At 40.3% G+C, this 19,406-nt stretch carries 21 protein-coding genes; 11 read left to right on the top strand and 10 right to left on the bottom strand.

Annotated elements, in window-relative coordinates; all coding sequences use genetic code 11:
- The first annotated feature begins 43 nt into the window (after positions 1-43).
- Entirely contained in the window at positions 44-1,483 is a 1,440-nt protein-coding gene (locus PQ477_RS03385) for a 4-hydroxyphenylacetate 3-hydroxylase family protein (protein WP_274272956.1), read from the top strand.
- Here the strand turns inward: PQ477_RS03385 and moaC are convergent, their stop codons facing one another.
- From moaC to PQ477_RS03370, 3 genes are read right to left on the bottom strand one after another with little or no spacing between them, the layout of a single operon-like run.
- On the bottom strand, positions 1,484-1,996 hold the full coding sequence (moaC, locus tag PQ477_RS03380) for a cyclic pyranopterin monophosphate synthase MoaC (RefSeq protein WP_060705689.1): 513 nt from the start codon (positions 1,994-1,996) through the stop codon (positions 1,484-1,486).
- 1 nt (position 1,997) lies between these two features.
- The gene (gene mobA, locus PQ477_RS03375) at positions 1,998-2,564 is read right to left on the bottom strand and encodes a molybdenum cofactor guanylyltransferase (RefSeq protein WP_144559514.1); all 567 of its coding nucleotides are present in this window, start codon (positions 2,562-2,564) and stop codon (positions 1,998-2,000) included.
- A complete protein-coding gene (locus PQ477_RS03370) occupies positions 2,561-3,049 on the bottom strand; it encodes a MogA/MoaB family molybdenum cofactor biosynthesis protein (protein ID WP_274272955.1) in 489 nt (162 codons plus the stop codon). Before PQ477_RS03370 ends, mobA begins: the two co-directional genes overlap by 4 nt.
- A gap of 97 nt (positions 3,050-3,146) precedes the next feature.
- Here PQ477_RS03370 and moaA point away from each other — a divergent pair, with 97 nt between their 5' ends.
- From moaA to moaD, 5 genes are read left to right on the top strand one after another with little or no spacing between them, the layout of a single operon-like run.
- On the top strand, positions 3,147-4,160 hold the full coding sequence (moaA, locus tag PQ477_RS03365; RefSeq protein ID WP_035395337.1) for a GTP 3',8-cyclase MoaA: 1,014 nt from the start codon (positions 3,147-3,149) through the stop codon (positions 4,158-4,160).
- Between the two features lie 3 nt (positions 4,161-4,163).
- Positions 4,164-5,435 carry a molybdopterin molybdotransferase MoeA gene (locus tag PQ477_RS03360; protein WP_060705691.1) on the top strand — a complete coding sequence of 424 codons (1,272 nt, stop codon included), beginning with the start codon at positions 4,164-4,166 and terminating at the stop codon, positions 5,433-5,435.
- Positions 5,411-5,929 (top strand): molybdopterin-guanine dinucleotide biosynthesis protein B, encoded by a 519-nt coding sequence (mobB, locus tag PQ477_RS03355; protein ID WP_035395335.1) that lies wholly within the window; start codon positions 5,411-5,413, stop codon positions 5,927-5,929. The genes PQ477_RS03360 and mobB overlap by 25 nt, the downstream gene beginning before the upstream one ends.
- Complete coding sequence (locus PQ477_RS03350; RefSeq protein WP_035395333.1) at positions 5,917-6,363, top strand: molybdenum cofactor biosynthesis protein MoaE; 447 nt, start codon at positions 5,917-5,919, stop codon at positions 6,361-6,363. The genes mobB and PQ477_RS03350 overlap by 13 nt, the downstream gene beginning before the upstream one ends.
- Complete coding sequence (moaD, locus tag PQ477_RS03345; RefSeq protein ID WP_035395331.1) at positions 6,360-6,599, top strand: molybdopterin converting factor subunit 1; 240 nt, start codon at positions 6,360-6,362, stop codon at positions 6,597-6,599. The genes PQ477_RS03350 and moaD overlap by 4 nt, the downstream gene beginning before the upstream one ends.
- A 24-nt stretch (positions 6,600-6,623) precedes the next feature.
- On the opposite strand, the gene PQ477_RS03340 is transcribed toward moaD, so the two are convergent.
- Positions 6,624-7,433 (bottom strand): formate/nitrite transporter family protein, encoded by an 810-nt coding sequence (locus PQ477_RS03340; protein ID WP_144559511.1) that lies wholly within the window; start codon positions 7,431-7,433, stop codon positions 6,624-6,626.
- Between the two features lie 161 nt (positions 7,434-7,594).
- On the opposite strand from PQ477_RS03340, the gene fdhF reads away from it, so the two are divergent.
- The 3 genes from fdhF to fdhD are packed head-to-tail and all read left to right on the top strand — an operon-like array spanning position 7,595 to position 11,995.
- Positions 7,595-10,549 (top strand): formate dehydrogenase subunit alpha, encoded by a 2,955-nt coding sequence (gene fdhF, locus PQ477_RS03335; protein WP_144559510.1) that lies wholly within the window; start codon positions 7,595-7,597, stop codon positions 10,547-10,549.
- Positions 10,542-11,186: a helical membrane plugin domain-containing protein gene (locus PQ477_RS03330; RefSeq protein ID WP_274272954.1), complete on the top strand. Its 645-nt coding sequence runs from the start codon at positions 10,542-10,544 to the stop codon at positions 11,184-11,186. The genes fdhF and PQ477_RS03330 overlap by 8 nt, the downstream gene beginning before the upstream one ends.
- Positions 11,187-11,188: 2 nt before the next feature.
- Positions 11,189-11,995, top strand: coding sequence for a formate dehydrogenase accessory sulfurtransferase FdhD (gene fdhD / locus PQ477_RS03325; RefSeq protein ID WP_274272953.1), 807 nt, complete (start codon positions 11,189-11,191; stop codon positions 11,993-11,995).
- Positions 11,996-12,011: 16 nt separating this feature from the next.
- Here fdhD and PQ477_RS03320 read toward each other — a convergent pair whose 3' ends face one another.
- The 6 genes from PQ477_RS03320 to PQ477_RS03295 form a co-directional block, all read right to left on the bottom strand.
- A complete protein-coding gene (locus PQ477_RS03320) occupies positions 12,012-12,554 on the bottom strand; it encodes a ferritin-like domain-containing protein (RefSeq protein ID WP_144559507.1) in 543 nt (180 codons plus the stop codon).
- 98 nt (positions 12,555-12,652) lie between these two features.
- Complete coding sequence (locus PQ477_RS03315) at positions 12,653-12,832, bottom strand: hypothetical protein (RefSeq protein WP_060705697.1); 180 nt, start codon at positions 12,830-12,832, stop codon at positions 12,653-12,655.
- Between the two features lie 91 nt (positions 12,833-12,923).
- Entirely contained in the window at positions 12,924-13,088 is a 165-nt protein-coding gene (locus PQ477_RS03310) for a hypothetical protein (RefSeq protein WP_158331992.1), read from the bottom strand.
- A gap of 119 nt (positions 13,089-13,207) precedes the next feature.
- Positions 13,208-15,793 carry a YfhO family protein gene (locus PQ477_RS03305; RefSeq protein ID WP_274272952.1) on the bottom strand — a complete coding sequence of 862 codons (2,586 nt, stop codon included), beginning with the start codon at positions 15,791-15,793 and terminating at the stop codon, positions 13,208-13,210.
- A complete protein-coding gene (locus tag PQ477_RS03300) occupies positions 15,783-16,202 on the bottom strand; it encodes a GtrA family protein (RefSeq protein ID WP_274272951.1) in 420 nt (139 codons plus the stop codon). Before PQ477_RS03300 ends, PQ477_RS03305 begins: the two co-directional genes overlap by 11 nt.
- Complete coding sequence (locus PQ477_RS03295; protein WP_144559504.1) at positions 16,186-17,142, bottom strand: glycosyltransferase family 2 protein; 957 nt, start codon at positions 17,140-17,142, stop codon at positions 16,186-16,188. The genes PQ477_RS03300 and PQ477_RS03295 overlap by 17 nt, the downstream gene beginning before the upstream one ends.
- A 236-nt stretch (positions 17,143-17,378) precedes the next feature.
- Here PQ477_RS03295 and PQ477_RS03290 point away from each other — a divergent pair, with 236 nt between their 5' ends.
- Complete coding sequence (locus tag PQ477_RS03290; RefSeq protein WP_274272950.1) at positions 17,379-18,176, top strand: DUF6612 family protein; 798 nt, start codon at positions 17,379-17,381, stop codon at positions 18,174-18,176.
- A 337-nt stretch (positions 18,177-18,513) separates the two neighbouring features.
- Complete coding sequence (gene ehuB, locus PQ477_RS03285; RefSeq protein ID WP_144559503.1) at positions 18,514-19,368, top strand: ectoine/hydroxyectoine ABC transporter substrate-binding protein EhuB; 855 nt, start codon at positions 18,514-18,516, stop codon at positions 19,366-19,368.
- The last annotated feature ends 38 nt before the right edge of the window (positions 19,369-19,406 follow it).

Genomic DNA, 19,406 nt, shown 5'->3' with positions numbered 1-19,406 from the left:
GCGAATGTGCATAGGCTATAGCGACGAAGAAGGAGTGTGAAAGATGGGAATCGTTACAGGTGCGGAGTATTTAAAAAGAATGGCATGCCTAAAAAGCAATGTATGGATGGACGGCAAACGAATTGAACGCCCTTTAACAGATGTGGAACCATTTCAATCCGTTTTTAAAGCAAAAGGAAAGCTCTATGACATGGTTCATGATGAACGATATGCATCTACTCTCCAGGGGAAGGATCAAAAAATTAACTTTTCATACGACATTCCTCGTTCAAAAGAAGATTTAGTAAAACGGAGAAAAGCGACGCAATTATGGGCGAATGAAACATTAGGGGTGCTAGGGCGATCCCCAGACTATGTGAATACGATGATCGCCATTATGGCAGGCGCAAAGAAATTCTTTGCTGAAGCAGACCCACAGTTTGGAGAAAATATTGATGCGATCTATAAGCGTGCAAAAGAAGTAGACTTAACGTTTACACATACGTTTGTTAATCCTTCTATCAGTAGAAAGCCCTTTTTCCCAGATGGTCAAGGAAAAGATCAGCCGATTGCTACTAAGATCATTGAAGAAACAGAAGAAGGCATTATAGTTGATGGGGCAAGACTGTTAGCAACCCAAGGGGGTATGACGGATGAGCTACTTGTTATCCCTTCAGCCGCATTTATTGATAGTGATTACTTATTTGGTTGTACGATTCCATCAGACACAAAAGGTCTAACTTTTATTAACCGTCCTCCTTACAAAAAGGGAAGCACATTTGATTCGCCTCTCAGCTCACAATTTGAAGAAGGTGACGCTATCGTTGTCTTTGACCACGTTCTTGTGCCTTGGAACCGGGTTTTTTTATACAGGAATGAGTGGCTAATGAACGATTTATTTATGAAAACAGGAATGGAATCGTTCTTGTTATATCAAGCAGTCAACAGACAAATTGTTAAAACAGAGTGGTTACTCGGTATTGCTCAGGCACTCGTAACAATGCTTGATATTGAACGTCATCAGCATATCCAAGGAAAACTTGGCGAAATGATTATTGCATTGGAGGCGATGGTTGGTTTCGTTTATTCTTCCGAAGCTCAGGCAGAGGTCAATGACTTTGGCATAATGGTGCCGAAATTAGAAACCTTAAAAGCATGTGCATCTTACTACCAGACGACGTACCCACGATTAATTGAAATCATTCAACTTTTAGGAGCGAGTCATTTTATTGCGGCACCGAGTGAAAAAGATTTTGCTTCTTCGATTGCGCCTTATTTAGAGCGATTTATAAAAGGAGAATATGTAAGCGCCTATGATAAATTTCAGCTCATTCAGCTCGCGCGGGATATGACAATGACAGAGTTTGGCACAAGGCAATTACTTTATGAGCGATACTTCTATGGCGACCCGGTTCGCGTGTTATCCTCCTTGAACGGATTGTATAGCAAAAAGAAAGAAGAGTTACAAATGCGGATAAGCGATTTTTTTGAAAGAGAGAAGTAATTAACGACTTCTCTCTTTTTGTAAAAGAGGATGATAGAAATTGCCGTTCTTTCCTCCTGTTTTTTCAACGAGCAACGTTTCTTCGATTATCATCCCTTTATCAATTGCTTTACACATATCATAAAACGTTAAAGCAGCAGCACTAACGGCAGTAAGAGCCTCCATTTCAACGCCAGTGTTACTTTTGACCGTTACCGTCGCATGAATGACTAACACATAATCAGTGGTTTCCTCGTCTTTTCTAAAAGAAAACTGCAAGTCCGTTCCTTGTATCGTAATGGGATGGCACATAGGTATCCAGTCGGCTGTTTTCTTTGCGGCCATAATACCGGCTATTTGTGCAACTGCTAAAGGGTCGCCTTTCTTTAAGCCTTGATCATGGATAGCGTCGTAAAGAGTGGCAGAAAGCCTTACTTTAGTACGAGCAGTTGCTGTTCTTTCGGTTTCAGCTTTTTGAGAAACATTCACCATTTTTGCTCGACCTTCCTCATTAAAATGGGAAAAAGAATTCATGTTAATCTCTCCAATCCGTTGTTCTATTAATATTCTTAAAAAACCGGACGTCATTTGGAAACGACAATCGCTTTGTGTTCTGTCCCTTGTAAAGGGCGCGCATACTCGTTTGCTCAGGCAATAAAGCTCGGATAGCTTGTAAGCAGCCCAATCGGTAGATAGCGTGTAATGGTTGTTCACGTTCATTCTGTACAGGTAATAAAATTGTCGACTCTGGAAATGTCTGTGCGTACCGTTGCATCGTTAAGACAAACGAAGCCTCTATATAGGGGAGGTCACCAGCTAAAACATGTACATAGGAATATCCATATGGTTCGATATGTTCGAGACCTGTACATAAGGCCGAAAGTGGTCCTAGGTGAGCGGTTTGTTCTACTATTATCGGAACGTCACCATTAAAATCGTTCGCAAGTTCATTGTTTGTTACAATGAAGTAAGGCATATGTGCTTGCTTAAAGGCTTGAATGCTTTGAAACACAAGCGGTTGGTTGTGGTAGTTTTCAAATAATTTTTGTTTGCCATATCGTTTAGATTGTCCACCAGCCAAAATTAATCCAACGCCAGTCATTTGCGAAGCTCTCCTAGTAAATGAGGAAGCATAGGGAGAATAAAGGCTTCCATACCAAGCTTGACAGCGTTAGTTGAACCAGGTAATGCGAAAAGGGCTGTCTCGTTTATTGTGCCAGCTATAGCGTTGCTAAAAAGTCCTTTTACACCAATCTCTTCATAGCTTTGCTGTCGAAATTGTTCACCAAAGCCTACTAATTCCTTATCCAAGAGTTTTTTTATGATAGCATAAGTATAATCACGTTTACTCATGCCGGTTCCACCATTACATAGAATGACATCAATCTCTGGATCTGCTACTAGCTCAAGGAGATTCGATGTTAGGAGCTGAGGATCATCGGGTATAAGTGCATAAGAACCAATTGTATGGTGATCACCAATTAATTGGCGAATCAATTGACCGCTTTTATCTTCTGCCACTGTGCGTGAGTCGGAAAGTGTTACGATGGCAATAGTAGCATGAACAACGTCGTTTGAATGGTGCATCATAGGGTTATCCTTTCCTTTCCATATACATATCCAGTTAGACTAGTTAGCATTTGCTTATCTCCTATAGTAAGTGAGTAGAAAGGAGTCGTAAAGTATGAGCATGAAGATCAACGATCAATTGTCGAGACCATTAAGGGACTTACGTATATCGATTATGGATCAATGCAATTTTAGGTGTACATACTGCATGCCAAAAGAAGTATTTGGAAAAGACTATGTCTTCATGAAAGAAGAAGAATTATTATCGTTTACAGAAATTGTTCGTACAGCAAAACAATTTGCCCAATTAGGCGTGAATAAACTAAGAATAACTGGCGGGGAGCCGCTTTTAAGAAAAAATGCGTCCCTTCTTATCCGTGAACTACATGATATTCCAGGAATTGACGATATCGCGTTAACAACTAACGGCGTTCTATTACCGAAATTCGCAAAGGACTTAAAGAAAGCGGGATTAAAGCGCGTAAACGTTAGTTTAGATGCCCTAGACACAGCTGTGTTTCAAGAAATGAGCGGACGTCAAACGAAAGCAGAGATTGTGTTACGAGGTATTGACGCTGCTCTAGAAGCTGGATTAGGTGTGAAGGTGAATATGGTCGTCAAAAGAGGCTTAAATGAGCATGAAGTTATCCCCATGGCTAGGTACTGTAAAGAACGAGGTGTGATGCTTCGGTTTATTGAATTTATGGATGTCGGCCAAACGAACGGATGGGATTATTCAAAAGTTGTTTCCAAAAAAGAGCTTTATGACGCTGTATCTGAAATTGGTTCATTACAGCCTGTAGACCCTTATTACTTCGGGGAGGTAGCGAGTCGTTATCGTTATGAGGATTCCGATGTACAAGTTGGCTTTATTTCATCTGTAACAGAAACGTTTTGTGGTACGTGTACAAGAGCGCGTTTATCTGCTGACGGTAAGATATTTACTTGTTTATTTTCTGAAGATGGCATTGATTTAAAACAGGATTTACGAGTAGGTAAAACCGATGAATTTTTATTTACTAAGATAAAAGAAGTATGGGAACAGCGGTCTGATCGCTATTCTGAACTGAGAACAGCCGAGACGTCTAAAAATAGAAAGAAAATTGAAATGTCCTATATTGGAGGATAGCGCATGGTAGAAAGAAGAAAACCGATTCAAATACACGAAGCAGTCGAACAGATAATGGCGTATCCGCTAAAGGAAAAGGTAGAAATCGTTCCCATTGTGGAAAGCTATGAAAGAGTGCTGATGAAGGATGTGAGAGCGACACATCCAGTACCATCCTTTAATCGTTCTCCGTATGATGGCTATGCAATCCGATCAATTGATACAGCCACCGCTTCAAGAGATACTCCTGCTTTCTTTACTGTTATTGGCGAGATTGGAGCAGGACAAGTATTTAAAGAAGAGGTTGGTCAACATGAAGCTGTTCGTATTATGACCGGTGCTATGATTCCAAGTGGTTGTGACGCAGTCATCATGTTAGAACTTGTTCATGAGCGGAGCAAAACAGAAATAGAGATTGTTCGAACAGTGAAGCAACATGATAATATTTCCTTCATCGGTGAAGATACAAAGGAACATGAGTTGATTGCGAAGGCCGGTACGGTCATTCACCCAGGTGTAATGGCTCAGCTCGCGACTTTTGGACAAGCTGAAGTTTCTGTAGCGTCTCGACCAGTTGTTGGGATTTTAGCAACAGGGAGTGAGCTTCTAGAAGTAAACGAACCCCTTGAACCAGGTAAGATTCGGAATAGTAATGCCTACATGGTAGCAGCTCAAGTGTTGCGGGCTGGAGGGGTGCCACTTATGCTGGGGCAAGTACCAGATGAAATGGACGCATGCATGGAAAGAATTCATGAACATTTTCATAAAGTGGACTGTATGATTACGACTGGAGGCGCATCTGTCGGTGATTTTGATTTAGTGCCAGGCATTGTACAGCAATTAGAAGCGGAAACCTTGTTTAATAAAGTCGCAATGAGGCCAGGAAGCGTCACAACAGCAGCTGTTAAAGATGGGAAATTGTTCTTTGGTCTCTCTGGTAATCCTGGGGCTTGTTTTGTTGGTTTTGAATTGTTTGTACGCCCGATCATGAGGCGTTCAATGCGAGCACCCGCACATTTACCGATCAGTAAAGGGAAATTAGGGATAGACTTTCCAAAGCCAAACCCTTTTACACGATTGGTACGTGGGAAATTGGACGAGCAGTCCGGTCAGCACATTGTCTATCCTTCTGGGCTTGATAAATCTGGTTCAGTGGTATCTTTAGCAGAAGCAGATGTTCTTATTTTATTACCTGGTGGTACAAGAGGGTATGAAAAAGGAGCAGATGTGGATATTCTGCTTCTTAATAGTCATGCAGGAAGTGATGCTACGTGGGAAACGTTCTTCAAGTTGTAGGCTATAAGAACGCAGGTAAAACGACGTTTATTGAAGCGTTGCTTGTTTATTTGCAACGCGATCACTATAAGATAGCGACGATAAAGCATCATGGTCATGGAGGAGAGCCTGATGGAATGACGGATAGCCGGCGTTTTTTAGAAAAAGGAGCGACGGCTTCCTTGGTAGAAGGAGATGGCACCATCCATCTAGCCACAACAGCGGGAGATGGGTCCTTGAAACAGCTCGTACAGATGCAAGAGCAAATTTGTCAGCCAGACCTCATTCTTATAGAAGGATGGAAACAAGCCCACTTCCCTAAAGTTGTTTGCTTGCGTGATGATCAGGATAAAAGTCTTTTATCCCTTGATACTATTTGTTGTGTGCTTACGACTTCTTCATTTTTGGAAGAGACCGTGCCGTTTCCCCATTTTCAACGTGATGATCCTGCTGCTTTACGGTTTATAAAAGAGTTTCTGGATAGAGAGAAGGAGGTTCATTCATGTATGAACTAACAAAAGAGCCAATTAAAGTACAAGCAGCAATTGATTATGTGCTTGATAGAAATTGTGGTGCCATCACGACATTTATTGGGACAGTCAGGGAACTGACACATGGAAAGAAAACCATTCGACTTGAGTATCACGCTTATGAAACGATGGCGATAAAGATGTTGCAAAAGATAGGGGAAGAAGTGGAAGAGAGATGGCCAGGTACAACGATTGCCATTATTCATCGACTAGGCATTCTAGATATTAGTGATATTGCTATCGTTATTGCCGTTAGTTCACCTCATCGTAAAGCGGCGTATGAAGGCAACGAATACGCAATCGAACGAATAAAAGAATTAGTGCCGATTTGGAAAAAAGAGCATTGGGAAGACGGAACAGAGTGGGTTGGCGATCAATTAGAGCAGCAAGCCTACCCAAAGGGAGGACCGACACTATGATTACCGTTTTATTGTTTGCTGGCTTAGAAGAACGAATTGGACAGCCAAGATTGGCATTACCATTTGCAGGAAAAGCGATTTTTCAGCTCAAGGCACATATAGAAGAAGTGTATGAGCTTGAAAACGACACTCTTCAAGGGATGATGGTGGCTGTAAATGAAGAATTTGCAACAAATGATACGGTGCTAGTCGAACAGGATACCGTGGCGTTTATCCCGCCGGTGAGTGGAGGATAAAAAAGAGTTGATGCATTACACGCATCAACTACTTTTTTTATCGAAATTCTCTTCTTGATATTCTTTTTTCGTATAACTAATAAAGTAATAAATACTAGCTACAAAAACGCCCCCGCCGATAATGTTCCCTAACGATACGGGAATTAAATTATGAAAGAACCCATTTAATGTAACGGTCTCCGATCCTCCATGCATAAGTGCCATCCCAAGTAACGACATATTTGCTACACTATGTTCAAAACCGGCTGCGATGAAAGCGAAAATCAAAATAAAAATTAAAAATAGCTTAGCAATGTCGCCTTCTGCTCGTAACGATGTCCAAATGGCTAAACAGACGATCCAGTTGCACAGGATCCCTCGAAAAAACAACTCCATCATCGGTGCGTTCATTTTATCTGAAGCAAGCGACATCATGTAATCATCTGGCCCGACAGATGCAAAAATTCCTGATACTAACACGAGAAGTGATAAAGCGAGGGCACCGATAAGATTCCCGATATAACTCCAACCCCAAATAAGAAACGTTTGTCGCCAGCTAGTGATTTTTGATAAGGAAGACACGGTAAAAATCATGTTATTTCCAGTGAAAAGTTCTGATCCAGCCCATAAGACAAGAGCGAGAGCAACGCCAAATGTTGCCCCAGTCATGATGCTAACGAATGGTGAATCTGCTTCATAAAGAGGTTGACCGACTGCAAACAGAACTAATGATCCGATTCCGACGTAAGCACCTGCTAGAATGGCGCCAAATAAATAACGGATCGGTGAATGTTGGAGCAACCCATACTTTTTTTTCGCCTGTGAATTTAATGTATGTAAGGTGTCTTTATACATCGTATCCCTCCTTTTTATCTGTTACCGAATATACCCAACCTCTTGCTCAATTAAACTATGTCGCAGTCAGGTTTATTGGAAATAGAATAAGGGAAAGGTGAACGTAATAGGTCCATATGTAAATAATGGATTGTTTTACTGTCAAAAGGGAGGGTAAATAATTGGCTGAATTTTTTGAGGTTACGTTAAATGGAAAAAAGAAAACGGTTCAATCGGATTCAGTTCTTCAGACTTTGAATCATGAATCAGTAGATATTCCAAGTCTTTGCTATCATCCTAGCCTAGGGCCAATTGAAACATGTGACACGTGTATTGTGAAAGTAAATGGCGAGTATGTGCGTTCATGTTCAACAGAAATTAAGCCTGGTGATGTAGTGGAAACGCGAACAGATGATGTGCATGAAGCACAACTTATTGCAATGGATCGGATTTTAGGCAATCACGAACTCTATTGCACGGTCTGTGATTATAATAACGGCGGATGTGAGATACATAATGCTGTTAAAGAAATGAAAGTGACGCATCAAGATACTGAACACAGCTCGAAAGAATCCGCTGTTCAGCGTAATCAATTTTACCGTTACGATCCTGACCAATGTATTTTATGTGGTCGATGTGTAGAAGCCTGTCAAGATTTACAAGTAACAGAAACCCTTTCGATTGATTGGAATTTGGAAAGACCAAGAGTCATTTGGGACAAGGATTCTCCGATTGATGAATCTTCGTGTGTAAACTGTGGACATTGTTCGACTGTCTGCCCTTGTAATGCCATGATGGAAGTGGGTATGGAAGGTGAAGCAGGCTTTTTAACGGGCATTCAAGATGAATCCATGCGACCAATGATTAATATTACAAAACATGTGGAAACAGGCTATCAATCGTTAATGACGATTTCTGATTTAGAAGCACAGATGCGGGAATCGAGAATCAAAAAGACAAAAACCGTCTGTACGTACTGTGGTGTCGGTTGCTCATTTGATGTTTGGACAAAAGATAGACAGATATTAAAAATAGAACCTCAAGCGGAAGCACCGGCAAATGGAATTTCTACGTGTATTAAAGGGAAATTTGGCTGGGATTTTGTCAATAGCGAGGAACGAATCACAAAACCATTAATTCGTGACGGAAATGAATTCCGTGAAGCGGAGTGGGAAGAAGCACTTGATCTCATAGCGGCTAAATTTACTGAAACGCTGAAAGCAAAAGGTCCAGATGCACTGGCATTTATTTCTTCATCTAAATGTACAAACGAAGAGTCGTACTTAATGCAAAAGCTAGCACGGGGAGTCGTTGGAACAAACAATGTTGATAACTGCTCACGTTACTGTCAATCTCCAGCAACGATGGGGCTTTGGCGTACTGTTGGCTATGGTGGGGACTCTGGTAGTATTGAGGATATTGCTAATGCAGAATTAATTATCTCAATTGGCTCCAATACAGTCGAATCCCACCCTGTATTAGCGACAAGAGTGAAACGTTCGCAGAAGCTGCACGGACAAAAAGTAATTGTAGCTGATATTCGAAAGCATGATCTAGCGGACCGTGCCGATTTGTTTGTTCAACCTGCGCCAGGAAGCGACCTTGTCTGGTTATCAGCGGTGACAAAATATATTGTTGATCAAGGGTGGCATGATGTTGCCTTTTTAGAACAGCACGTGACAGATGTTGAAGACTATCTAAAAAGCTTGGACTCCTACACCTTAGATTACGCATCTGAAGTTACGAATCTCTCGAAAGAGGAGCTTATTGGGATTGCAACGTCCATTCACGAAGCCAATACAACGTCTGTTTTATGGGCAATGGGCGTAACGCAACACGGTGGAGGATCGGATACGAGTACAGCCATCTCAAATTTATTACTTGTTACAGGAAATTATATGAAACCGGGTGCCGGCTCTTATCCACTAAGAGGCCATAATAACGTTCAAGGAGCAAGCGATTTTGGAAGCATGCCTGACCGCTTCCCTGGTTATCAATATGTAACAGATGACGAGGTGCGAACGCGCTTTGAAAAGCGTTGGGGCGTAGATTTGCCTGCAGAACCAGGCTTAAACAATCATGAAATGGTTGATGCCATGCATGATGGAAACCTTAATGTTCTCTATTTAAAAGGGGAAGATATGGGGATTGTTGATTCAAATCTTAACTATGTGCAAGATGGGTTTGAAAAGCTTTCATTCTTTGTTGTTCAAGATATCTTTTTCACGAAAACTGCCCAGTATGCTGATGTCATTTTACCGGCAAGCCCTAGTTTAGAAAAAGAAGGAACGTTCACGAATACAGAACGTCGTTTTCAGCGACTGTATCAAGTACTTGAGCCATTAGGCGATTCGAAGCCAGATTGGAAGATTATACAAGAGATTGCTAACCGTTTGGAAGCGAATTGGACTTATACACATCCAAGTGAAATTATGGCTGAAGCAGCTTCGTTAACACCCTTATTTGCAGGTGTTAGCTACGAACGTCTAGAAGGCTACAACAGTTTGCAATGGCCGGTAAAAGAAGATGGAACGGATACACCACTGTTGTTCACAGATGGCTTTGCTCTCCCTGGAGGCAAGGCAAGGTTATGGCCAGTAGAGTGGACGAAGCCGTTATCGTTTGATGATGAATATGATTTGCACATTAACAACGGTCGGTTGCTCGAGCATTTTCATGAAGGCAATATGACCTATAAATCAAAAGCGATCAGCCGAAAAACGCCAAATGAATTCCTTGAAGTCTCGCCTGAATTAGCCCAAGAACGAGGACTTGAGGATGGAACGAAAGTGAAGCTTACATCACCATACGGGCATGTTTTTGTCCGCTGTCTTGTAACCGATCGAGTAAAAGGAAAAGAAGTCTATTTACCGATGAATACAAGTGGAGAAGGAGCGATTAACTATTTGACAAGCTCTCATTCAGATAAAGATACGGATACTCCAGCGTATAAAGAAATATCTGCGAAGATGGAAATTCTTGAACCTAAAGGTGAAAGCCCGCTGCCACGGATTAATTACCGTAATGGAAACCCACAACCGCAAATGGGTGTAAACGTCGAAGCGAAATGGGCAAGACGGGATTATATTTTCCCTGGCGATTTAGTGGAAGCAAGGAGGAAGGCGAAAAATGGCTAAAGCAGCAACGGTTATTCGAAAAATGCCCGTCGATCCTAATGCAGAACGAGAAAAGGAGCTACGAGAATTAGAGAATGCTTTGCTCGAGAACAAGGATGCTTTAACAAGTGTCCTATCTCTTCTTCGTAAGCTTGAACAAACAGAAGCGCTCAATATTGCTCACTCCCTTTTGGATCAAAAAAACCCGTTGTTACATCAACTTGTAACGAAACTAGACGATCCTCATATCACACAGGCACTAAAAAATATGCTTGTTATTGTGCAGTCACTTGGGTCCATTAAATTAGCAGATTTAGAGCCCATGTTGTTTAAAATCAATTCAGCTTTAAATTATGTGTCTGAGTACGAGCATAACCATCAGCAAAACCAATCTAGCGCGGGCTATTTGTTAAAATCACTAAAAGACCCGAAAACGTTAGAAGGCATGAATACACTGTTAGCTCTTTTAAAAGGAATGGGAGAAGATCAATCGTCAAACGAAACGAATCAACCGCAAGCGGAATTGTCCACGATTGCAAATGAGACGTATCAGCAGCCTCAAAAGCAAGAGTCAACTGAATCATCAAAAACAAAATGGTATGTGATTGCTGCCGGAGCTTTCGCTTTCGCTTTACCACTTTTATTGAAACGAAAATAGATATGGCTTATTCAAAACAAACAAACCGGACCATTGTCCGGTTTGTAAATGGCAAAGAACACGTTGTAGAAGACATGGTTGCAACGGAAATACCGATCACTGTAAAAATAAATGGGGAAGAAGTTGTGACGATGATTTCTTCTCCAGATCACATTGAAGATATGGTCGTTGGTTATTTAGTTTCAGAAGGGTTTATTGTATCCGTCGATAAAATCATGCATCTTCGCTATGAAGCCGCAAGTGGATTTGTTCATGTAACGTTAAAGCAAGCGTTGAATCCATTTCATCATCAGTTGCAAACAAAGCGGTATTTGACCTCCTGTTGTGGTATGAGTCGACAAAGTTTTATATTTGCCGCAGATGCCAAAACAACGAAAACAATGAAGACGCGTAATGTGTTTCTATCACCTACTGAGTGTATGACACTAATGAATGAACTTCAAGCAGGGGCAACTACCTTTAAAGAAACAGGTGGTGTGCATAATGCAGCACTAGCAACGCCAAGTGGCATTGTGTTAATGCGAACAGATATCGGTCGTCATAACGCCCTCGATAAACTGTATGGATACTGTTTACGTCATCAGCTTAGCCTAGAGGATAAGGTTATCATCTTTAGCGGGAGGCTATCATCTGAAATCGTTCTTAAAGTAGCGAAAATTGGATGTGAAGTGATTTTATCCAAATCGGCACCTACCAATCGAGCTCTTGAAATTGCAGAAGAGCTGGAGATTACAACAGTTGGTTTTATTCGACATCAATCTATGAACGTATATACAGTTCCTGAACGGATAAATAGAAGCTCAGGCTAATAACCTTAGCTTCTATTTAGGTTTTGTCGTTTGTATAAATGGTTAAATAAGAAAGGAACCATAGTGCGTGTCGCTGATGATCTCTGGCTATAGATGTATAAATATCACGTAGCTGTCGATTGTCTGATAAGCGAGCTGCTTCTTCGAATAAATGCGTGTACTGCTGTTCCTGTTCAAATGCTTTCTTTAGAGCAGGAGTATAAGCATTTCGATTTAACATAGCTTCTGTCACTTCAGGATCTTTATTCGCTTGCTTGCGATACAAATGAAGGAGAGTTTGATAGTGTTTTTTATTATCATCAATAATGCCACGAATGGTATGTGCGGTGTGTTCCGTTGGGACTTTTTCATATAAGTATTCATAGTCTGTTACGGCTTGATAAGCATGTTGTATGAACTGTTGAAGGTGCTGTAGCTGGTCTGAGCTTAAAGGCTTTGGCTGGTTTATTTGGGATCCTTGAGATGGACTGCTAGTTGTTGGCGGTGGTGGTTGGCGAAATGATGGCTGAGACGGTTGAGGTTGATCAAAGGACGGAGCTTTCTTTTTTTTGAATAACAAAAGAATACCTCCCTATTGGTTTGTCTTCAAAATGTTTCATACTTATAGTATGCGCCGAAAGAAAAAATATGAAAATAACCGACTCTTGCATGAGCCGGTTATTGATTTTTCTTATTTGGTTTCCTACTATAGAAACTAATCATTGAACCAACAATAATCCCGACAATAATTCCAATAGGAATACTATCAAAAATAATGCTAGCGCCGACTGCAATCAGTAATCCGATGATCATTCCGAGTGCTTCATTTGGTGGGTTTTCGTTTGGTTTTTTGGACATGTTAGACCTCCGCCGTAATAACTACTAAGAGTATTGTAGCGAACGAAATGAGTTAGGTCAAAAAGTTGAAATAACAGGCTCGGGAAAGGCTTTAGCTATGCGCTTTACGAGGTTTGAATAATAAAGAGAGGACTGAACCAAGAATAAGCAATGTAAATACAATTGTTGGTGCAATGCTATCTAAGACACCGAATGCAATTAGCACAATACCTAGAGCCAAGAGCAGTGTTACATAACCAATATAAAGTCGTTTCAAATCATATCACCTCCGCGTTAAATTAATTTTTAAAATCCTATGAATAATTCGAAATCGGTCGATTTCCATGGGTTTAAACTCCATATTACCATTTATTCAATTGGGATGCAAGAAGAATTTTACTTTCTTCTTGCATACATCCAACTAAAGGTAAGGATCAATCCTACAATCGCTAAGAGCAATGTTGGTTTAAAGAAAGGTGGTAAATAAGAAAACCGTATTTCGTTTTCACCTTCTTCAAGTTTGACCCCGAGAAACGCATAATTGACTTGTTCAACATCTACTGTCTGCCCATTTCTTTTCACTTCCCAACCCTTTTCATGAGGGACGGGTAAAATCAATAGTTCATCGTTTGACTGGTTATCGATATCAATTATAATATGTCTTCCATCGATAGCGGTATGCATGTCTGTCGACTCTTGTTGTTGTGCTTGGAGAATGTCATAGTTCTCTGTGTACAGTGCTAGTTCTGTTAATGTATATTCCCCTTGTGGCACTCTTAATGAAATCGTTTCACTTGCTTCAACTCTTACCGTTAGGTGATTCATATCCGTTTTGTAAATTGATTGACGTGATTTTCGATCCGTTTCAAATTCATTTACTGTTAGCGGGAATAGAGGAGCTGTCTCCGCGTTATTTAGCAAGTAAAAGGATAGATAATCATCGACTTCGTCGTCTTGCCGTTCACCAACTTCAATGTCAATTCCACCTATATCATCCGTTACTGTTAATTGACCATCATGGTACTCCCCGCCAATCGCTGTGATGGTTGTGTCGTCGATACGGTTTTGCACTGTTGAACGGAACTCTTCGGTAGCGAGCTCTTCATCCACAATAGCACCAGTAAGCATAGCGTGTTCTTTATCTAGCACGCTATAAGAAGACAGTTGGTCTCTTCCATAAAGGGTGGAAGCTGTGCGCGCGAAAGGAAGCAATTGTTCATTTTCAAACAGATGATAACGTTCATTTTCGCTTACTTCAGTAAATCCGTACGGAACGGGGTCTGGATCTTCTTTGTCAATCAACTTATGTGAGACTTGGTACAAGCTATGGAGGTTCACACGGTCACCGAATCCTGAATACCTGCTGACACTTTCCCGATTCATGTCAATCTCCAAATCCGTGTAATAAAAGAAAAGCAATTCACTATTTAATACACTTGAATACGCACTAACTCCGTTAAAGTCTTGAACAAGCGGCGTGTTATTGCGGAAATCAGCGACCCATTCAATTCTCGATAAAGGTGCATGTTCCTCCACTTCATTCAGTAAGTCTCTTTGCAGTCGATGATCATATGCATGGCTTTGCAGGAATTCTGCCGAGGTGGCTTGTAGATCCCCTCGTTCAAATAACCATTCTTTCTGATACGCATTCGTTAAACCGATATGTAAGACTAGAGTGATGCCTACCAGTCCGTACAATAGGTGCTTCCGTCGACCATTTACTAGAAAAACGATCATGAGCACCGTTAGAATAGCCGTTCCAAAAAGCGTAATCGCTTGAATGGAAAGAAAAGCGTCTCTATCCGTAATGAGACCACTAATGAACAATCCTGTATATACAACTCCTGTCACGCTACTAGCAAGTACTTTTTCTTTTTTAGGAATATGCCAAAATTTGCTTAAGCCAAAAACAACAGCTGCTGCTAGAGCAAAGGATCCCATGTATTGAAACCGATATTGAGGGGCGGAAAAGCCGTTAAATATACTTCCAATCATTGGACTATAATGAAAAAGAATAAATAGGCATGAGAGCAAAGAAAACAAAAGAAAAGGCTTAAACCGATATAAACTTTTACAACAGATAAATAAAATAAACAAAGCTGGGATCAGCAGATAGCGACTTGTAAAAAAGATTTCATCATGAAAATCGATCCACTCGATTGACTGCTCAAATGGTGGTCTTTGATTGTTTAAAAAGCCATATACAGCTGGTACAAAAGCAAATGAGCCAATAAAAAAACCGAGCATGGTTGCAGGAATATATGTATACAGCTGATGTTTAATAGAAATTTCCTCTTTAGAAAACTTAATGAAAAAGCGCAAAATCGCATAAATGCCAATGAAAATAAAATTCATATAGGCAAAATAAAAATTATTAATGATGGAAAGGGCAATTGCGAAAATAAACCACCACGGTTTTTTCTCCCGTATAATCTTCTCTACCCCAAAAACGAGTAAAGGTAACCATAAATAGGCATCCGCAAAAAATTCCCAGAAGGAGGCATGACGAAAATACATGACACTCGCGCCATATAAAACGGCGCCAAGAAAAGCAAACGGAAAGGCTATTTTAAAGTAGCGCAACACATAGGTAGTGATGATGATAACAAGAGCTAATCGAAGGCTGTTTACAATAACAGCAGCATTTGCCCAGAAAAGAATATTGTCTGGGTTCTGAAATAATTGCATCCATTCGCCAATCAAGACTACTAGAAAAGTGAGAAAAAAAACGGTGCTTGTGGAAAAATAATAAGCAAGCTGACTAAAAATTCCTCCACCAAGACCAAACTGGTGAGAATAAAAGAAGTTCCCTTGGCTGAACTGACTATATAAAAATTGCTTAAAAGGCAGCATTTGAGCTGTTCCGTCATTAGGCCCAACCATAAATTGCCCATGTAGTAGTTGATACAGAAAGAAACCGTGGGCAAGAAACGCGACCACTAGGCTTAAACTAACAAGAATGAGTGCTTTTTTAAGATTCATGTGAAACTCCATCTCGTTTTAAAATTTTCGCTGTAATAACGAACGTAATGGGTACTGTTAGAAATACTGCAAATATCGGCGCAATAACAGGAGATAACTTAAATAGTTCAACGAATACAAAGACGAGGCTCGTTGATACAGTGAAATTTACCACTTGTGTTAGCGGGAATTGTAAAAATGTTTTTATAGATGGTTTCACACCAAACGTAAAAAAAACATTTAAAAAATAAGAAACAATCATTGAAAGAATAAAGGCTAAGATGTGAGCAACTAAATAAAACAGGGAAAAGACTTGATGAAAAAGCAAGAAGAGGGAATAAAATACAAGTGTATTAATCCCTCCAACAAAAGCGAATCGCATAAATTGGTTTCGATAGATTTTCTGACAAAAATTACTGAATGCGTTCATATCGTTTTCCTTTTGTAGCATTGGATTCTTTAACTAAATAATGCGGTCTTTTTTTTGTTTCATTGTAAATTCGGCCAATATATTCGCCAATAATACCTAGTGATAATAATTGAATCCCTCCAAGGAATAAAACAGCTGAAATAATGGTGAAATACCCAGGGACGTCGATACCTGTTCGAACGATTTGTGTGAGCATGACAAGAATGTAAGCAAGTGCAGCTAACAAGATCATACCGCCCATATAGAAACAAATACGAAGCGGTTTTAAGTTAAATGATACAATCCCGTCAATTCCATAATTAATAAGTTTCTGTATGGACCATTTTGATTCACCATTTTGGCGACTGACGTTTTCATAATGAACCACTTTTTGATCAAAACCAATCCATGAGAACAATCCTTTTGAAAAACGATTCCCTTCACTTAAAATGAGTAAGGCATCAACAGCTCTTCGACTTAACAAGCGAAAATCGCCAGCCCCATCTTCGAGCTGAACGTCGACGACTTTGTTAATAAGTTTATAGTAGACCTTTGACAAAGCCGTTTTAACAAAATTGTCTCCTTTTCGATTTCGGCACGCAATGACCTGGTCGTATCCTTCCTCGTACCCATCAAGAAGCTCGTGAATCATTTCGACTGGGTGCTGAAGGTCGGCATCAATGACAATCACACAATCCCCTTTCGAATGTTGAAATCCGGCTAAAATGGCTGCTTCTTTACCGAAATTTCTTGTAAATGAAATATAATTTACTTGGGGGTGCCAAGTAGAGAGACGTTGGAGTAAAGAAAGGGTGGAATCAGAACTACCGTCATCAATATAAATCACTTCAAAGCGATAATGGCTTTGGTCAAGCACTTCTTTTAAAGCAAAGTAAAAGGGCTCGACATTTTGTTCTTCGTTAAATGAAGGAACAATAACAGAAAGAAGTGGTTTATTCATAAAAGAAATCCTCCATAATGAGTAATATGGACTATTATACCCTTCGCGACCATAAATGAATCTTACGGTTCGTTTAAAGAAATATTGTAAATTATGGTTGATTCTAAAAAAATAGGTGGCGTTCTGTTGAAATGACGTAAAGTCTATAAAAATAGGGGAATTTGATGAAGTCGTCGTTCTCTACTTTGTTCATATGTTAGAGTGACGAGGAAGTCAAATAAAACGAGGTGCTAAGCGTGAAAAAAACACCATTTATTCTTATTGCAGCGATCGCGCTAGCTGGATGTCAAGATGATCAAGCAGATCAAGGTGAAATCGATACAATCTTAGAAAATGCACAAGAACAGATGGCAGAAAAAACGAGTTACCAAATGGATACAACGGCCAGCGGTCAAGAGGGACAAGGTTCTGTAACAACAACGAAGATTATACGGGAACCGTTTGCTTTTTCCATATCGGAGCAACAAGCTGAAAACGAAGAGGAAGGTCAACCGGCGATGACCTTTATGCATGATGGAGCGTTTTATACGGAAGAGCCAATGCTTGAGGAATGGATTCAACTTTCTGCAGAAGAAAGCGGCATTTCTGGATCAGAGTCTTTTCAACCAGCCGAGGATCAATTAACAACTTTAGCAAATCATACTGATGCACTGAGCTTAGAAGAAACAGAAGACCATTACCATCTATCGGCATCAGGTACGGACGACGAGGTGAAAAATCTTGCATTAGCCTTTATGGGTGAAAGCCCGGAAGAGTTAGAGGTTGACCTTCAAGATTTTAATTTTGAATTACTTATTCAAAAAGACAACTTCACGCAAGAACGAAGTGAATTATCTATGGAAGGTGAAATAGCCGAAGTTGGGCAACTGTTTTCGGAAGAGGTTGTGTACGAATTTAGTCAGTTTGATCAGCTAGAAGAGGTTGATTATGATGAAGACGCAATTGAACAAGCTATTACACTTGAAGAGGCACAAGAAAAAATGGCAGAGATGCAAGCAGATTTAGAACAAGAAATGGAAGAACAAGAAGAGTAATATCGTAAAAGAGCAGGGAGATTCCTTGCTCTTTTCTGTTTCTTACACTAATCATACTTATATAAGGCGAAAATAAACAAACAAACTGCGTTATTTTTTGGAAAGTTGATTATTTTTAAGTTATTCAGATGTATTTTAATGAGAAAGAGGCTAAAGCGAAAATAAGCAAAAAGAAGGAGGAATATGCTGAATAATTGATTTTTAACAAACTTGTGAATATGCTATGATGATACTCATAGTAGACTTGTTCAATGAAAAAGAGGTTGTTGGGAAATAGAAAGAGCGAAAAGGAACAACTTGTTTTTTGTTAAACGATCTTGTAAAAGGGGGATTTATATTGAGAAAAGTAGGAATGTTCGGATTTTTAGTTGTAACATCTATAGCCCTCGTTGCTTGCGGTAGCAGTGATGAAACAGATGGAGACGGCGGTGGCATTATTTCCGTTGGTGTAGCGAACGAAGAGCCATACGGATACATCGACATTGAGAATAATGAAGTAACTGGAGCGGCTCCTGAGATTGCTCGTGCCGTGTTGCAACGGATTGGTTATGACGATATCGAAGGAACTGTAAATGATTTTGGTGCATTAATTGAAGGGGTAAATTCTGGTTCATTTGATATGGCAACTGCTGCAATGGATGTACAACCTCAGCGCTGTGAAATGGGGAACTTCGGCGATATTGAAATTCAATATGGAGAAGGGATTGTCGTTCAAACAGGAAACCCTCTTAATTTGCATAGTTATGAAGATATTGTAGCAAATCCTGATGTGACGGTAGCCGTGATGTCAGGTGCAAATCAGATTGGGATGCTTGAAAACTTAGGGATTGATTCGAGTCAATTCATGCAAGGATCAAGCATCGCCGACAATATTGCGGCAGTTGAAAGTGGGATGGCTGATGTTATGGTTGCCACCGATGCTACAGCAAATTCAGCAGCTCAAAATAATACCTCAGGTGAAGTGGAGTTCGTTGAGGAATTTGAACAACCGATTATAGATGGTGAGCCTGTCACAGCATATGGTGCTGCTGTGTTTGCAGATGATGAATTAAGAGAAGCCTACAATGAAGGGTTACAAGAATTAATTGAGTCCGGTGAACTTCTTGCTATTATCGAAGAATTTGGTTTTACAGAAGCGAATTTGCCTCCAGATAATCTAACAACTGAAGACCGTTGTGAGAGGAATGGCTAATAGGAAATAGTATGAGGGAAGCATGGTGATGCACAACC

The sequence above is a fragment of the Shouchella hunanensis genome (genome assembly GCF_028735875.1).
GTDB classification, from domain to species: domain Bacteria; phylum Bacillota; class Bacilli; order Bacillales; family Bacillaceae_D; genus Shouchella; species Shouchella hunanensis.
This window is presented reverse-complemented; position numbering and strand designations above follow the sequence as displayed.

Bases quoted from the DNA above. Each gene is read 5' to 3' on its own strand.
- PQ477_RS03385 (WP_274272956.1), top strand. From the start codon at position 44: ATGGGAATCGTTACAGGTGCGGAGTATTTAAAAAGAATGGCATGCCTA.
- moaC (WP_060705689.1), bottom strand. From the start codon at position 1,996: ATGAATTCTTTTTCCCATTTTAATGAGGAAGGTCGAGCAAAAATGGTG.
- mobA (WP_144559514.1), bottom strand. From the start codon at position 2,564: ATGACTGGCGTTGGATTAATTTTGGCTGGTGGACAATCTAAACGATAT.
- PQ477_RS03370 (WP_274272955.1), bottom strand. From the start codon at position 3,049: ATGCACCATTCAAACGACGTTGTTCATGCTACTATTGCCATCGTAACA.
- moaA (WP_035395337.1), top strand. From the start codon at position 3,147: ATGAGCATGAAGATCAACGATCAATTGTCGAGACCATTAAGGGACTTA.
- PQ477_RS03360 (WP_060705691.1), top strand. From the start codon at position 4,164: ATGGTAGAAAGAAGAAAACCGATTCAAATACACGAAGCAGTCGAACAG.
- PQ477_RS03350 (WP_035395333.1), top strand. From the start codon at position 5,917: ATGTATGAACTAACAAAAGAGCCAATTAAAGTACAAGCAGCAATTGAT.
- moaD (WP_035395331.1), top strand. From the start codon at position 6,360: ATGATTACCGTTTTATTGTTTGCTGGCTTAGAAGAACGAATTGGACAG.
- PQ477_RS03340 (WP_144559511.1), bottom strand. From the start codon at position 7,433: ATGTATAAAGACACCTTACATACATTAAATTCACAGGCGAAAAAAAAG.
- PQ477_RS03330 (WP_274272954.1), top strand. From the start codon at position 10,542: ATGGCTAAAGCAGCAACGGTTATTCGAAAAATGCCCGTCGATCCTAAT.
- fdhD (WP_274272953.1), top strand. From the start codon at position 11,189: ATGGCTTATTCAAAACAAACAAACCGGACCATTGTCCGGTTTGTAAAT.
- PQ477_RS03315 (WP_060705697.1), bottom strand. From the start codon at position 12,832: ATGTCCAAAAAACCAAACGAAAACCCACCAAATGAAGCACTCGGAATG.
- PQ477_RS03305 (WP_274272952.1), bottom strand. From the start codon at position 15,793: ATGAATCTTAAAAAAGCACTCATTCTTGTTAGTTTAAGCCTAGTGGTC.
- PQ477_RS03300 (WP_274272951.1), bottom strand. From the start codon at position 16,202: ATGAACGCATTCAGTAATTTTTGTCAGAAAATCTATCGAAACCAATTT.
- PQ477_RS03295 (WP_144559504.1), bottom strand. From the start codon at position 17,142: ATGAATAAACCACTTCTTTCTGTTATTGTTCCTTCATTTAACGAAGAA.